The organism is Hoyosella altamirensis (genome assembly GCF_014191505.1).
In the GTDB taxonomy this organism is placed as follows: domain Bacteria; phylum Actinomycetota; class Actinomycetes; order Mycobacteriales; family Mycobacteriaceae; genus Hoyosella; species Hoyosella altamirensis.
This window is the reverse complement of sequence record NZ_JACHWS010000004.1, coordinates 27,802-42,396: the sequence shown is the minus strand read 5'-3', so window position 1 is coordinate 42,396 and position 14,595 is coordinate 27,802. Positions and strand designations below refer to the sequence as shown.

The window sequence follows — 14,595 nt, the reverse complement described above, 5'->3', positions numbered from 1 at the left end:
TCCTCCTCACTCTCCGGAGCTCCCCATGACTAAAGCAGTACTTGCGCAACCCCCGGCTAGCACGGAACAGGCACCCCCGCGGCGCCCGAAGAAACGGATCGACCGCACCTACTACTTCATGCTGGTCCCCGCCGTCGCCTTGTTTACGTTCTTCCTGGTCCTTCCCTCCGTCATCGGTGTCACGTTCAGCCTCACCAACTACGCGGGTTACGGCGAATGGCGGTTCATCGGATTCGGGAACTATTTCGCGATGCTTGACGACCCCGCGATTCTTCGGGCCTACGGCTTCACGTTCTTCCTCGCCATCGTCGCCGTCATCGCCGTGAACATCTGCGCGATGGCTATTGCGCTTGGCCTCAACGCGAAGATCAAATGGCGCGCTGGCATCCGCACCATCTTCTTCATCCCCATGGTGCTATCCGCGATCATCGTCGCCTACATCTTCAACTACATCTTCTCCACCGGCCTGCCCACAATCGCCGAGGCCCTCGGCTTCACCCCGCTAGCGTCGAGCCTGCTCGCCAGCGAGCAGTGGGCGTGGGTGCCGATCGTCTTTGTGACCGCCTGGCAGGCCATCCCCGGCGCAACGATCATCTATCTCGCTGGCCTGCAATCAGTCCCGGAAGAAGTGTATGAGGCCGCCTACCTTGATGGCGCGGGAGCCTGGCGGCGATTCGCCAGCATCACACTCCCACTAGTGGCCGGATACGTGATGATCAATATCATCCTCGGGTTCAAAGGCTTCCTCGGTGCCTACGAAATCATCGTGGCTCTGACTGGCGGGGGCCCTGGCAACGCCACCACAACTGTCACGATGCGCATTCTCGGTGGCGTAACCGGTGGCGACTACGCATACCAGATGGCAAACGCAGTGATCTTCTTCATCATCGCCATCTCCATCTCCCTCGTCCAGTACCGAATCCTCAACCGGAAGGGGATGTCGCTGTGAGCACCACGCTTGCCACCCACGCACCCGCGGAACCTCAACCGCGCCGGAAACGGCGCCGAACCGCAAACCGAGTCAGCTGGCCCATCACCCTGCTGATGCTCGCCGCGTCCCTCACGATTCTGATCCCGCTCTACTTCACCATCGCGATGGCGCTGAAAACGCCACGGCAGGCGATTACAGGCAGCGGGTTCGAACTGCCCAGCCCCATCGCTCTGGACAACTTCTCCCGCGCCTGGGAGACGGTGGACTTCGGCCGGGCACTCATGGTTACCTCCCTGGTCACCGTGACAACGGTTCTCGGCGCGATCATCGTAAGTTCAATGGTGGCGTACGCGATCATCCGAAACTGGGAGCACCGACTGTTCCGGTACTCGTTCATCTACCTGCTGGCCGGGTTGTTCATCCCGTTCACCGTGGTGATCCTGCCGCTGATCAAGCAGACCTCCGTCCTAGGACTAGATAACCCCGCGGGCGTCGCTCTCATCCACATCGTGGGCGGCATCGCCTTCAATACGCTGCTGTTCTGCGCGTTCCTGCGGTCCATTCCGACCGAGCTCGAAGAGTCCGCCCGCATCGATGGCGCATCGACATGGCAGGTGTTCTGGCAGGTCGTGTTCCCGCTGCTCGGTCCCATGAGCGCAACGGTCGGAATCTTCGCGTTCCTCAATTCGTGGAACGACTTCATCCTGCCCCAGATGCTGATCGCGAACCCCAGCCTGCAAACCCTGCCCGTGGTGCAACACATTTTCCAGGGCGAGTTCAACATCGAGTACAACTTGGCGTTCGCGTCCTACCTAATGGCGCTCGGTCCCACCCTGATTGCCTTCATCATTGCGCAGCGCTGGGTTCTGTCGGGTGTCATGCGCGGCGCAATCAAATGACCCCAGCAATGCGCCACAAGCTCAGAAAGGAACTTCCATGATGACCCGCTCACTGGCCGCCGCTGACGTGAGGCTCGACCCCAGCGGGGAGGACGCGAACTGGTGGCGCCAGGCCGCTGTCTACCAGATCTATCCCCGCAGTTTCGCGGACGGCGACGGTGACGGCATCGGAGACCTCGCTGGCATCATCTCCCGCGTGGACTATCTGGCTGCGCTCGGTGTCGATGCAGTGTGGATGAGCCCGTTCTATCCCTCAGCGCTGGCCGACGGCGGATACGACGTCGACGATTACCGCAACATAGACCCCCGCATTGGCACTCTCGAGCAGTTCGACGAACTCGTCGCCAAGCTGCATGCCGCCGGGATCAAACTGATCATCGATATCGTGCCGAACCACAGCTCCGACCAGCACGAATGGTTCCGGGCCGCACTGGCAGCAGGCCCTGGGTCACCCGAGCGGGAGCGCTACCTCTTTCGCGACGGCCTCGGCGTAGACGGCTCACTGCCACCCGCTGACTGGCAGTCAATCTTCGGCGGACCGGCGTGGACACGAATCACCGAACCGGACGGCACTCCCGGGCAGTGGTACCTGCACACGTTCGCCAAGGAGCAGCCCGACTGGAACTGGTCCAACCCTGAGGTGCGGGCAGACTTTCTGAAAACCCTGAAGTTCTGGGGCGATCGCGGCGTCAACGGATTCCGGATCGACGTGGCCCACTGCGTTGCCAAGGACCTGCCACCCACTCTTCCTACTGAGGCTGAACTCAGGCGAGCGGGGGCTTACCCGCCCGGCCAGCACCCAGTCGTCGACCGCGATGAAGTGCACGAAATCTACGCTGAGTGGCGCGCGCTGTTCAACACGTACAGCCCACCGCTGACAGCCGTCGCTGAAGCCTGGGTTCCCGCCGAGCGGCGCGTGCGGTACGCCCAGCCCGATAGTCTCGGACAGGCTTTCAACTTCGACCTGCTGCAAGCGGTCTGGAGCGCACCCCAGTTCAACAAGATCATCTCGGACAACCTCGACCTAGCCGCCCGTTCGGGCGCGTCGAGCACCTGGGTGTTTTCTAACCACGATGTCGTGCGGCACGCGACCCGCTACGGGCTGAAGTACTCAGACGATGTTCTGCGCGCGGCAGTCGAGGCAACGCTCGCTGGAAAGCAGGCCGCTGATCATCCAAACGGTAAGGACTGGCTACTCACTGGCGGTACCCAACCCTCAGAGGATCGCGACCTCGGACTTCGCCGCGCCCGCGCGGTCAGCCTGCTGTCGTTCGCCCTGCCGGGCAGCGCCTACCTCTACCAGGGTGAGGAGCTGGGACTGCCTGAAGTCGCGGATATTCCTGATGGTCGACGTCAGGACCCGACGTTCTTCCGGACCGAAGGGGCGGAGATCGGACGCGACGGCTGCCGAATCCCAATCCCGTGGACCGTCTCAGGCACCTCGTTCGGGTTCGGAACTCAGAGTTCACATCTGCCTCAACCGGGATGGCTCGCCGAGTACGCCGTAGAGCGACAGGAAGCAGCCGCGGGCTCGACGCTTCAGTTCTACCGGACAGCGCTGCGGTTGCGCTCCGAACTTCTCAGCGGCGAAGAGTTCGAGTGGGTCAAGGCAGGTCCGGGCGTCGTTGCGTTCCGCCGCCCCCACGGCTGGCTTTCGGTGACGAACTTCAACGAGCAGCCTGTGCCTGCTCCTGAAGGGCTGGTGCTCATTGCCAGTCAGCCACTCACCGTGTCAGGAATCGTGCCGCCAGACACCACCGTGTGGATCCAGGAAAACACGTAACCCATAAGACATTTCGCCCTATTAATCGGACCGACCGGCACGTTCCTGCCGGTGAAGGGAACTTAAGACAATGCAAGCCATCACATTTGACCGCGTCACCCGCCTGCACCCAGGCGCGGAAAACCCCGCCGTCGATGCATTAGACCTACGCGTCGAGGAAGGCGAGTTTCTCGTTCTCGTCGGCCCCTCAGGCTGTGGCAAGTCCACGACGCTGCGGATGCTCGCCGGGCTCGAAGACGTCACATCTGGCAGCATCCACATCGGCAGCAAGGACATCACCGACGCCAGCCCGAAGGACCGGGACATCGCCATGGTGTTCCAGAACTATGCGCTCTACCCACACATGAACGTCGCACAGAACATGGGCTTTGCCCTGAAGCTGGCGAAACGCCCGAAGGACGAGATCAGCAGACGGGTAGCCGAGGCAGCGAAGCTGCTGGACCTGACCGACTATCTCGATCGCAAACCGAAAGCGCTTTCGGGCGGGCAACGGCAGCGCGTCGCCATGGGACGGGCGATCGTGCGGCAGCCTCAAGTGTTCCTCATGGATGAGCCGCTTTCCAACCTGGACGCTAAACTGCGCGTCTCCACCCGAACCCAGATCGCGCAGTTGCAGCGCCGACTCGGGGTGACGACCGTATACGTCACGCACGACCAGGTGGAAGCCATGACCATGGGCGACCGGGTCGCGGTGCTCAAGGGCGGGGTGCTTCAACAATGCGCGCCTCCGCGCGAACTGTACCGCAGCCCAGCCAACGTGTTCGTCGCCGGATTCATGGGCTCACCCGCGATGAACCTCTTCACCGCGCCCCTGACCGATTCGGGGGTCTCTCTTGGTGATCAGCACATCCCAGTCAAACGTGACATCCTGGCACAGGCCACCAACCAGGAGTTGATGGTCGGCGTGCGCCCCGAACACCTGACTCTTTCTGCCGACCAGGGCATTCCGATGGAGGTCGACGTCGTCGAGGAACTCGGCTCCGAGTCCTTTGTGTTCGGCCGGGCGATCATCAATGGCTCCCCGCAACCACTCGTAGCGCGGGTGGACTGGCGCAACCCACCGGCAAAAGGCGCGATCGTCAACGTCGAGATCGACCACAGCCACGTCCACCTGTTCAGTACGACTGGCGCGGGCGAACGCATCGCTGCGTAAAACAACGTCAGGTAGGCGTGGCTGAGCTCCATTCCGTGCACTGCGCCTACCTCGACAAGGCTAATGAAAGGTATAAGCCGCCAGATCTAGTATGGAATTCGTCACCGGCAGCGCAGTGAGGATTCCGCAATGACGCGACTACACCAGAGGACTCCAGTCATCGCGATCATCGGCGCGGGGTTCGGCGGGATTGGCATGGCGATCCGGCTGAAACAGGCCGGATTCTCCGAGATCGTTCTCTTCGAAAAGGCTGATGACGTCGGCGGAACATGGCGGGAGAATACCTACCCAGGCGCGGCGTGCGACGTACCTTCCCACCTGTACTCATTTTCGTTCGAACTCAAGCCAGACTGGACGCGCCGGTACGGCGAACAAAGTGAGATCCTGGGGTATCTACGTCACTGCGCCGACAAATACGATGTCAAACGGCACATCCGCTTCAACACCGAAGTTGCCGACGCTGAATTTCGCGAAGAATCAGGCAGCTGGGTGATCCGGCTTACGGACGGCACGATCCACACGGCAGACGTCCTCATCTCCGCATGCGGACAGTTGAGCCGTCCCGCATATGGCCGGATCCCTGGTCTCGATTCTTTCACTGGTGAAGTGTTCCATTCGGCCACCTGGAACCATGACTACGACCTGACAGGTAAGCGGATTGCTGTCATCGGAACTGGTGCTTCCGCAATCCAGTTCGTCCCCGCCATCGCTCCGAAGGCGAAGCAGCTCACGGTTTTTCAGCGCAGTGCTCCACACGTCATTCGGAAAACAGACTTCGCTTACCCGCAGTTGCTGCAGACGCTGTTCCGGCGAGTCCCCGGAACTCTGCGAGCGAGCCGCTGGGCCACGTACTGCGAGCTGGAGCCGCGAGCCCTGATGTTCACGAAATTCCCGGGAATCGCAGCGCTGTACGAACGCAAGTTCCTGCGAAATTTGCATCGTGAAATCACTGACCCGGTCCTTCGGGAGAAGCTCACACCTAGCGACCCGATCGGGTGCAAGCGGGTGCTGCTCTCCAATGACTGGTACGCCGCACTGCGCCGTCCGAATGTCCACGTGGAAACGGCCCCAATCACCACTGTCACGCCAGCCGCGGTCGTCACCGCGGACGGCAACTCCCATGAGGCTGATGCGATCATCCTCGGTACGGGCTTCCAGGCCAACGACTTCCTCGCCCCCATGCGTATCACGGGACGCCAGAGGGCCGACCTCAACACCGTCTGGCGCGACGGCGCCGAAGCCTACCTTGGGATCACCGTCTCGGGGTTCCCAAACTTGTTCCTGCTCTACGGACCGAACACAAACCTCGGCCACAACTCAATAATCCTGATGCTCGAAGCGCAGATCAATTACATCCTCGACGCTATGCGTCACATGCGCGACGCGAAACTCAGCTGGCTCGACGTGAAACCCGCGACACAAAATGCCTTCAACAAAACCGTGCAAGAGCGCATGGCGTCTACGATCTGGGACCGCGAGTGCACAAGCTGGTACAAAAACGACGCCGGTAAAAACACCAACAATTGGCCGGGCTTCACGTTTTCCTACCGTGCGATGACGCGCAAGCTGGATACCGCTGACTATCACACGGAGCCGATGCGAGCCTCAGTATCGTGACTACCGTGAAAATTACAGACCGTCTGAGCCCTCGCGCCATGCGACTCGGAGTTCAGCTTCTCCTGCGTCCGGTGCTGAATCCAGCAATTCCGGTGCCGGTGCAGCGCAGACTGATTGCTGCAGTAGGTGGTGCGTCGTTGCTGCCACGGAACACTGTGGTGGAGAAGGTCACGCTCGGCACACGGCCAGCAGACCGTATCAGCATCCGCGGTATCGATGCCGCTGGGTCAGTGCTCTATTTACACGGTGGCGGCTACACCGTCGGCTCGCCGGCGACGCACCGGCCACTCGCTGCCCACCTGGCGAAGGCTGCGGGCGCGACGGTCTACTCCCTCGACTACCGCCTGGCGCCCGAGACGACATATCCAGGCGCTGTCGGTGACGTCGTGGCCGCGTACCAGGCTCTCCTCGAAGACGGCGCGCACCCCGGCACAATTGTGATTGCGGGTGATTCCGCAGGCGGCGGACTCACGATGGCGGCGCTGCTTCGCATTCGCGACGCGGGAATACCACTCCCCGCAGGTGCGGTGCTGCTGTCTCCCTGGCTTGATCTGACGCTCGACCAGCTTGCCGACCGGACCGACCCGATGCTGCAGGTTTCGTGGCTGCGTAAATGTGCGGAACTGTATGTCGGCAGCAAGGACATCGCGGGCGCAATCACCAGCGAACTCGATCCGCTCACTGCAGACATAAGTGGATTGCCCGCGCTGCTGATCCATGTCGGTAGCGACGAGATTCTGTTCAACGACTCGGAACGGCTCGCTGAGCACGCGCGTGCAGCCGGGGTACCTGTCGAGTATCGGGTTTTCGACGGTCTATGGCACGTGGTGCACCTGCACGCCGGACTGGTTGCCGAATCCACAGCCGCAGTCGGCGAGGTCGGCCGGTTCATTTGGGAAGCTATACAGCGATAGCGGTGTAGTCAACGAGGCTAGAATTCAGAACTCCTCATAGTGGCGCGGGTCCTGGCCGTTGACCCGCCAGCCATTTTCCAGCGACGAGATTGCGGCGAGGTCGTCTGGGCCAAGCTCGAAATCGAAGACCTCTAGATTCTGCTCTAGGCGCGCCCGTGTCGACGCTTTCGGGAAGGTCACTATTCCCTGTTGCATGTGCCAGCGCAGAACCACCTGGACCGGTGACTTTTGGTACTTCTCTGCGATCTTCCGCAGCGCGGGCTCTTGCAGCAGGTCCCCCGCATTCCCTAGCGGCGACCACGCCTCGGTCACGATGCCGCGAGCCGCATCGTCAGCGCGCTGAAGGCGCTGTGGCTCCCGGGGATGCAGTTCGATCTGATTTACCGCTGGCACCGTTGACGAATTCTGTGCCAGCCGTTCGAGGTGTTCGGCCATGAAGTTCGACACCCCGATTGCGCGCGTCTTGCCCTCCGCCAGAAGCTCTTCCATGGCGTTCCACGATTCGATGTACTTGCCCAGCCGTGGCAGCGGCCAGTGAATGAGATACAGGTCGACGTAGTCGACACCGAGGCGGTCCAGGCTCGCATCGAGAGCTTTTTTCGCGGAATCGAATCCCTGTTCACTGCCACGCAGTTTGGTTGAAATGAACGCCTGCTCGCGCGCAAGACCCGAGTCCCTGAAGCCCCTGCCCACGCCGACTTCGTTTTCGTAGCTCGCAGCGGTGTCGATCGAGCGGTATCCCACGTCAAAAGCAACACGCACGAGCTGCTGCGTGTCCTCGTCGCTCATGCGCGCCGTACCAAGCCCCAGCTGCGGGATCGTCATCGGCTCGCGTGTGCCGTTCATCAGCGCTATCTGTGGGACCGCCATTAGGGCACCTCTTCGTTGAACACAATGCCGAGTTCGGAGCGGATCGCATCTAGCGCCGCCATGGTGGTGATGGAATCGGAAAGCGGACGCACATCGCTTTCCGTTTTGCCTTCAGCGATGCCGCGCGCCACCGCTGAAGCCTGGAAGTGCAAGCCTTCGTGCCCAATTGCTGGCTCGCTGTACTCGAGGCGGCGACCGTCTGGTGCGGTTAGCGAAAAGTTGCCCGGGAGCATGAAGGGACCGTCGATCGTGAGCACACCTTGAGTGCCGGTGATCACAGCTGTGCTTGGCGTGAACGCGAAGAGCGTCGTGTGCAGAGACGCGAGCGTCTCGTTCTGGCCTTCGAAGACAGCGGCAATCTGCCCATTCACTCCGGTGGGCGCGGGTGTTCCAGATGCTTTCACCTTCAGCGGCGCTCCGAGGACTGACGTCGTAAGCGCGACTGGATATGTGCCGAGATCGAGCAGCGGTCCACCCGCTAGGTCCTGCCTGAAAATCCGGTGATCCGGCTCGAAGTGCTCGCCGTAATCGATGTCGACAGAGCGGATTTCGCCGAGCACACCGTCAGCGAGTACCTGGCGGATCACGTCGAATTTCGGCAGGAAAAACGTCCACAACGCCTCCATACAGAACACACCCTGCGCACCTGCGAGCTCCGCAATGTCCCTGGCCTGCCGTGCGTTCAGTGCAATCGGCTTCTCGATCAGCGTGTGCTTGCCGACCGTCAGGGCGAGAGTCGCGCAGGCGTGGTGGTGGTTGTGCGGCGTCGCGACATACACGACGTCGACGTTGGGGTCACCAACGAGTTCGTCGTACGACCCGTGCGCGCGCTCGATCCCGAAATTTTCCGCGAACTTCGCCGCGCTTCCCCGGGTACGCGATCCCACAGCAACGACCTGCTGGCTGCTGTGTTTGTGCAGCGCATCAACGAATCGCTCAGCGATCCAGCCGGTACCGACAATGCCCCATTTTAGTGGGGGCGCTTCCCGTGAATCAGGGGTCCGCGGCGCGGGGAGGGACGAAGGGAACATCAGATCTCCGGAATTGTGACTGTGACGGTCTTTCCGCCGCTATTCATGGACGTGACAACAGCTTCCGCGACGGCGCTAGCGGCGAGTCCATCGCGGGCGGTCGCCAGTGGCGTGGGGCTACCGCTCATGATGGCGCCGACCCACGCTTGCAGTTCGCGACGGTAGGAATCCGCGAAGCGTGGCCGCCAGTCGCTCGGGTATCTGGTGCCGCGACGGCCAGACACGTCGACGGTCGTGTGGTCTGGCTTCGTCACTTGCACCGCGCCCGTCTCGCAAACGACCTCACAGCGAACGTCGTAACCGAATGCCGCGTTGATGAATGTTTCTGCTGTCGTGAGCACTCCGTCAGCGGTGCGGAGCAGCATGAGCTGCGGATCTTGCAGCTTCTCGGGTACCCGGCCGGAACGCTTCGGCGCGTGCCAGCTCACCTCCACGATGGGCGACCCGAGAAGCCATGGCACAGTGTCGAACTCATGGATGGCAGAGCCAGTGATCGAGAACGCTGAATCTGCACCTGGATACGATTCAACGTTGCGGTGGCTGAAGTGTACGAGCAGCGGCGCACCGAGATCACCCGACTGCGCCACAGATCGGAGCTCGGCGAAGGCGGGATCAAACCGCCGATTGAAGCCAAGCGAAATCAGTCCGGCGCCGTTCTCGGCCGCAACGACCCCGGCGGCTTCGTCGGACGTCGGCGCCAACGGCTTTTCACACAGCACCGGCTTCCCCGCCTTAACACATGCGGTTGCGAGTTCCGCGTGCGTCGAATCGTGGGAGGCAATGATGACGGCATCGACGTCTCTGTCGTTGATGAGCTCCATGCCATCAGATGAGACCGTCGCCGACTCAATCTCAGCGCCGAGCTGAGCGGAACGCTCAGCGTTGATGTCGGTCACTCGAGTGACCACAGCGTTGGCGACCATTCCGTGGAGGGTTCGCACGTGGTCGGCTCCCATGACCCCTAGCCCGATGACTCCGATTCGTACCGGCATCACATGCTCCTCAACGTTTCGACGTGAACGAAGTCTCCCCCGGATTGCATCGACGCGACAGCCGCATCTGCCACCGCGCTCGCAACCAGCCCATCGTGTGCATTGGCGAGTGGCGATGGTTCCCCTGCAGCCACCGCATCAACCCATGCTTGCAACTGAAGCCGGTATGCGTCGGCGAAGCGAGGACGCCAGTCCGGCGCGTAGCGAGTGCTCTGCTGCCTCGCAGCATCGACGACCGTCCGGACTGGTTCGGCAAGACGGACGACATGGGTCTCGCACACTACCTCGCAGCGAATGTCGTATCCGAAGCGTGCGTTGAGATAGGTCTCGACGGTGCTGAGGACCCCGTCCTCTGTCCGGACCAGCATCAACTGGGGATCGTTCAGCCCATTGACATGTGACGATTGCTTGCCCGCATGCCAGCTGACCTCAGTGATCGGGGAGTCGAGCAGCCACGCGATGGTGTCGAAGTCGTGGATCGCGGAACCGGTGATGGACGTGGCGGAATCAGCTCCCGGACCTGAGCGCACGCCACGGCTTCGGGTATGGACGACCAGCGGATTCTCGATTCCTGCCTTCAACTCGACGTAGCCGGGATCGAAGCGGCGCATGAACCCCAGTGAGATCAGGCCACGCCCGTTCTCGTGCGCAACGACCTCAGCAGCGCTTTCAAGGGTTGGTGCAAGCGGTTTCTCGCAGAGGACCGGTTTGCTGGCTTCTAGACAGGCAAGAGTGAGCGGTGCGTGCGTCGCATCGTGCGAGGCGATCACGACCGCGTCCACATCCGGATCTTCGATCAGTGTTTGGCCGTCTGGCGCGATGCTCGCCGTCGGTATCTCCGCTGCGATCTCCGCCGCACGTTCGGCGTTGATATCAGCAACCCGCGTCACAGTGGCGCCGGACACGAATCGATGCAGCGTGCGGGTGTGGTCGGCGCCCATGTTTCCGAGGCCGATCACTCCTACCCTGATTCCCATGTCTCGTACTTCTCCCATGTCGTTTAGTGCGTGAGCTTGCGCGCGGCCTGTGCTCTCAGCGCGTCCTCGAATTGCGGCTGCGGCCACTTCTCCCTCAGTGCGCGCCACACCAGTTCAGCCTGGGATTCAGGGTTGAGCGATCCGACCGGTTGATCACGATCGAGGCTGGTCGGGAATGGGTACCCCTCAGCCGACGCGGCGATGACGTTGTGCAGGGCCGTGTCAGGGACTCGTTCCTGACGTCGCTTCAGCAGCGTCGGGTACAGAGCAGAGCTGATCCGCGTCCGGTCGACTGAACCCAGCGCACGCCCGAACGCTGACGAGATCTGCAGGAGGTTCGCCATGCGCCTGACGTCAGTTGAGTGATTGGACCCGGCACCGTGAAAGAGTGCTGGGTTGAAGAAAACGGCGTCGCCCTTCGTCAGAGGAAGCTGGACATAGTGCTCGTCGAAGTACTCGCGGAATTCCGGTAGTTCCGCAGCGAGATAGCCGGGAACGTAGCGCTGCGAATATGGCAGGTACATCGTTGGTCCGGTCTCGACGGGCATGTCGCAGTGCGCGACCGCTCCCTGCAGCGTCATGAACGGCGACAACTGGTGTACGTGGGCGGGGAAGTGAGCAGCGAGGTCTTGTTCCATGAAACCGAGGTGGTAGTCGCGATGCGGTGACTGTGCCTTACCACCGGGATTCACGACGTTGAGGTCAGCGATGATCTGATAGTTCGGACCTAGCCACGCGGTCGCGACGAGCGGGATGATGTCGTTCGCGAAGTAGTCAGCAAATACATCAGGGAAGCGCACAGCAAGCTTCTCGAGTGCGCCCCAGAGTCGTTCGTTAGCCCCTGGCGCAGCGAAATGATCCCCCTGTTTGATGCCCGCCGCGCGCTGCTCAGCGAGCAGTTGGTTGTATGCGTCGGTTGCTCGGTCGATGACCGTCGTGTCCTGCCATGCCTTTTCGAAGACAGCGATGCCTGGGCCTTCAAGCAGTGCGTGGGCGAGTTCCGTCTGGACTTCCCTCGTCCGCCCCTCAGCCAGCGCTGCGCGCATCGTGGTGCTGTAAATCGGCACGTTGCGCTCGATGCTGTCGGCGAGCGGGTAGTCCGCGGGTGTGGTGGCCTGTTCGACACAGTCACGGAACTCGTCGAGTGAACAATCGGCTCTTGTCAGCCATCCGGTCCGGACAGTGACAGCGGGTTCGGGCAGAGCAAGGCTCATGGTTTTTCTCCAATCACAGCAACAGCCGGTTAAGTTCTATTCTTGAGTGGCACAACCCGTCATTCAACGGGTGAAACCCGTCAAAAACCTGTCAGGAAACCCATATGAGGCATCCCTTCCGCATTCGGGAGATCGCCGAGCAATCAGGCTTGAGCGAATCGACGGTTGAGCGTGTTCTCAACGATCGCGGGAACGTACGGGAAAGCACCGCCGAACAGGTACGGATCGCAATCGCTGACCTTGAGCGCCAGCGCGCTCAGCTGCGTCTCGGTGGGCGGACGTTTCTAGTCGACGTGGTGGTCGATTCACCGCCACAGTTCGCGGAGATGGTGCGGTCCGCCCTGGAATCAGAGCTCCCGTCGCTGCTGCCCGCCATCATTCGTGCGCGCTTCCACTTCACGGAAGACGCCTCACCCGTGGAGATGAGTGCGCTGCTCGCGAAGATCAGCCGGCGGAAAACTCACGGACTGATTCTCAAAGCACCGGACTCACCTGTGGTCGCAGAAGCGATCGATACAGTTGGCGCACCGGTGGTCACGCTGGTTACCGACCTGCCAGCGAGTAAGCGCGTCGCGTACGTGGGGCTCGACAACCGAGCGGCTGGCGCGACGGCCGCTTACTTGATGACTCAGTGGCTCGACGATCGGCCCGGGGATGTGCTCGCCGTACGTGGCAGCGGTTTGTTTCGTGGTGACGACGAACGAGAAATGGGCTTCCGCTCGCTCCTCCGCGCCACCGATCCCCAGCGCCAGCAGTGCGATGTGCTCGACCCCGGACGCTCCCCCGAGCGTCTCTACCGGGATGTGCGAGAACTTCTCGAACGCGAGCCTGGCATCCGGGGCGTGTACGCAATGTATTCGATGGGGCATGAGGCTGTGATCCGGGCATTCAAGGACAGCGGCACTCGTTACCGCGCATACATCACGCACGACATCAACGAGGAAACTCGTACACTCCTGCATCGTGGAGAGATCTCCGCGGTGCTGCACCACGATATCCGGGAGGACGTACGCCGCGCTTGCCGCATCATTCTGCAATCGCACCGGGCTCTGCCAGGGCCGATCATCAGTGCGCCCTCACCTGTCCACGTGGTGACCCCGCATAACGTACCGTTCACGATGCGCTAAGGCCCTCGTTGCCCTGAGACCCCGTAGCCTCATGGGGAACAGGACAGACTCACAAGTCGTTTCGGCGGATTTTGTCCCGTTGCTTGTGAGCCTGCCGCCGGGACCGTTGGGCTACGCTCGCCCCATGACACTGGTCACCGTCGATGACGTGCGAGGTGCCGCGACCCGGATCGCCAGCGACGTTATCAGAACACCGCTCCTCCCCTGTGCGCGCCTGTCCGACGAACTTGGTCTGCGGGTTCTCATCAAACCGGAGAGCCTGCAAAACACCGGTAGCTTCAAGGTGCGAGGAGCCCTCAACACCCTGCTCACGTGGAAGGAGAACGGCACACTCCCCGAGGGGGTCGTCGGCTTTTCCGCAGGGAACCATGCCGCTGCAGTTGCCTTCGCGGGTCAGCGGCTCGGTGTGAAAGCGATCATCGCAATGCCACACGACGCGGTCGAATCCAAAGTCATCAACGTGCGGCGCTACGGTGGGGAAATCGTGCCGACTGACGACCTGTTGGGCACCACTGAAGAACTGGCCTCGCGCTATGGGTATCCCCCGCTGCTGCCGTTCAACCTGCCCGAAGTCATCGCTGGTCAAGGCACAGTCGGGCTGGAAATCGCCGAAGACGCTCCCGAAGCGGCCGCGGTGATCGTGCCAGTCGGTGGAGGTGGTCTAATCAGCGGGATTGGGGCGGCCGTGACGGCACTAGCCCCGTCGATGCGCGTTATCGGTGTGGAGCCGGAAATCTCCAACGCGCTGTCCCTTGCGATGACGCACGGTGAAGTGCGCGAACTGCCCCGTGCCGAGCGCACCATCGCCGACGGCCTTGCGGCGCCGCGGGCCGGGAACCACACCCTAGAGAACGCGCTCGCCTACGTCGACGAAATGGCAGTGGTAAGTGAAAATGCGATAGGTGAAGCGTGGGCTGACCTCGCGGATTCGGCGAAGCTGATCGTGGAGCCAGCCGCGGCGGTGGGGCTGGCAGCGTTGCGGACCGGAGCTGTCTCATTGCCAGCCGGCTGCACCGTCGTCCTCGTCGTGTCAGGCGGAAATGCCGACTTGGTGAAGTTGGCCCAGGCCCGGATGGGCTGAGCCAGC

13 protein-coding genes are annotated in these 14,595 nt (G+C 61.9%); 8 read left to right on the top strand and 5 right to left on the bottom strand.

The features are described 5' to 3' along the window. The first annotated feature begins 25 nt into the window (after positions 1-25). The 6 genes from FHU29_RS19360 (at position 26) to FHU29_RS19335 (ending at position 7,297) form a co-directional block, all read left to right on the top strand. Complete coding sequence (locus tag FHU29_RS19360) at positions 26-949, top strand: carbohydrate ABC transporter permease (protein WP_064438484.1); 924 nt, start codon at positions 26-28, stop codon at positions 947-949. Next, on the top strand, positions 946-1,830 hold the full coding sequence (locus FHU29_RS23760; RefSeq protein ID WP_064438485.1) for a carbohydrate ABC transporter permease: 885 nt from the start codon (positions 946-948) through the stop codon (positions 1,828-1,830). Before FHU29_RS19360 ends, FHU29_RS23760 begins: the two co-directional genes overlap by 4 nt. 37 nt (positions 1,831-1,867) lie before the next feature. Beyond that, positions 1,868-3,613, top strand: a complete 1,746-nt coding sequence (locus tag FHU29_RS19350; RefSeq protein ID WP_083962078.1) for an alpha-amylase family glycosyl hydrolase — start codon at positions 1,868-1,870, stop codon at positions 3,611-3,613. A 70-nt stretch (positions 3,614-3,683) separates the two neighbouring features. Beyond that, on the top strand, positions 3,684-4,766 hold the full coding sequence (locus FHU29_RS19345) for an ABC transporter ATP-binding protein (protein ID WP_064438486.1): 1,083 nt from the start codon (positions 3,684-3,686) through the stop codon (positions 4,764-4,766). A gap of 129 nt (positions 4,767-4,895) precedes the next feature. Then, positions 4,896-6,383: a flavin-containing monooxygenase gene (locus tag FHU29_RS19340; RefSeq protein WP_064438487.1), complete on the top strand. Its 1,488-nt coding sequence runs from the start codon at positions 4,896-4,898 to the stop codon at positions 6,381-6,383. Between the two features lie 5 nt (positions 6,384-6,388). Continuing rightward, the gene (locus FHU29_RS19335; RefSeq protein WP_232322839.1) at positions 6,389-7,297 is read left to right on the top strand and encodes an alpha/beta hydrolase; all 909 of its coding nucleotides are present in this window, start codon (positions 6,389-6,391) and stop codon (positions 7,295-7,297) included. Between the two features lie 24 nt (positions 7,298-7,321). Here the strand turns inward: FHU29_RS19335 and FHU29_RS19330 are convergent, their stop codons facing one another. From FHU29_RS19330 to FHU29_RS19310, 5 genes are read right to left on the bottom strand one after another with little or no spacing between them, the layout of a single operon-like run. Beyond that, positions 7,322-8,167, bottom strand: a complete 846-nt coding sequence (locus FHU29_RS19330; RefSeq protein ID WP_083962079.1) for an aldo/keto reductase — start codon at positions 8,165-8,167, stop codon at positions 7,322-7,324. Beyond that, positions 8,167-9,198 carry a Gfo/Idh/MocA family protein gene (locus tag FHU29_RS19325; protein ID WP_064438488.1) on the bottom strand — a complete coding sequence of 344 codons (1,032 nt, stop codon included), beginning with the start codon at positions 9,196-9,198 and terminating at the stop codon, positions 8,167-8,169. The genes FHU29_RS19330 and FHU29_RS19325 overlap by 1 nt, the downstream gene beginning before the upstream one ends. Beyond that, entirely contained in the window at positions 9,198-10,190 is a 993-nt protein-coding gene (locus tag FHU29_RS19320; protein WP_064438489.1) for a Gfo/Idh/MocA family oxidoreductase, read from the bottom strand. Before FHU29_RS19320 ends, FHU29_RS19325 begins: the two co-directional genes overlap by 1 nt. After that, positions 10,190-11,167 carry a Gfo/Idh/MocA family oxidoreductase gene (locus tag FHU29_RS19315; protein ID WP_064438490.1) on the bottom strand — a complete coding sequence of 326 codons (978 nt, stop codon included), beginning with the start codon at positions 11,165-11,167 and terminating at the stop codon, positions 10,190-10,192. Before FHU29_RS19315 ends, FHU29_RS19320 begins: the two co-directional genes overlap by 1 nt. 23 nt (positions 11,168-11,190) lie before the next feature. Further along, complete coding sequence (locus FHU29_RS19310) at positions 11,191-12,381, bottom strand: phytanoyl-CoA dioxygenase family protein (RefSeq protein ID WP_064438491.1); 1,191 nt, start codon at positions 12,379-12,381, stop codon at positions 11,191-11,193. Between the two features lie 104 nt (positions 12,382-12,485). Between FHU29_RS19310 and FHU29_RS19305 the strand changes: the two genes are divergently transcribed. Both FHU29_RS19305 and FHU29_RS19300 read left to right on the top strand, forming a co-directional pair. Next, positions 12,486-13,508 (top strand): LacI family DNA-binding transcriptional regulator, encoded by a 1,023-nt coding sequence (locus tag FHU29_RS19305; protein WP_064438492.1) that lies wholly within the window; start codon positions 12,486-12,488, stop codon positions 13,506-13,508. 124 nt (positions 13,509-13,632) lie between these two features. Next, positions 13,633-14,589 carry a threonine ammonia-lyase gene (locus FHU29_RS19300; RefSeq protein ID WP_064438493.1) on the top strand — a complete coding sequence of 319 codons (957 nt, stop codon included), beginning with the start codon at positions 13,633-13,635 and terminating at the stop codon, positions 14,587-14,589. Positions 14,590-14,595 lie beyond the last annotated feature (6 nt).

Coding starts and splice junctions, on each gene's coding strand:
- FHU29_RS19360 (WP_064438484.1), top strand. CDS start 26: ATGACTAAAGCAGTACTTGCGCAACCCCCGGCTAGCACGGAACAGGCA.
- FHU29_RS19350 (WP_083962078.1), top strand. CDS start 1,868: ATGATGACCCGCTCACTGGCCGCCGCTGACGTGAGGCTCGACCCCAGC.
- FHU29_RS19345 (WP_064438486.1), top strand. CDS start 3,684: ATGCAAGCCATCACATTTGACCGCGTCACCCGCCTGCACCCAGGCGCG.
- FHU29_RS19340 (WP_064438487.1), top strand. CDS start 4,896: ATGACGCGACTACACCAGAGGACTCCAGTCATCGCGATCATCGGCGCG.
- FHU29_RS19330 (WP_083962079.1), bottom strand. CDS start 8,167: ATGGCGGTCCCACAGATAGCGCTGATGAACGGCACACGCGAGCCGATG.
- FHU29_RS19325 (WP_064438488.1), bottom strand. CDS start 9,198: ATGTTCCCTTCGTCCCTCCCCGCGCCGCGGACCCCTGATTCACGGGAA.
- FHU29_RS19320 (WP_064438489.1), bottom strand. CDS start 10,190: ATGCCGGTACGAATCGGAGTCATCGGGCTAGGGGTCATGGGAGCCGAC.
- FHU29_RS19315 (WP_064438490.1), bottom strand. CDS start 11,167: ATGGGAATCAGGGTAGGAGTGATCGGCCTCGGAAACATGGGCGCCGAC.
- FHU29_RS19310 (WP_064438491.1), bottom strand. CDS start 12,381: ATGAGCCTTGCTCTGCCCGAACCCGCTGTCACTGTCCGGACCGGATGG.
- FHU29_RS19305 (WP_064438492.1), top strand. CDS start 12,486: ATGAGGCATCCCTTCCGCATTCGGGAGATCGCCGAGCAATCAGGCTTG.
- FHU29_RS19300 (WP_064438493.1), top strand. CDS start 13,633: ATGACACTGGTCACCGTCGATGACGTGCGAGGTGCCGCGACCCGGATC.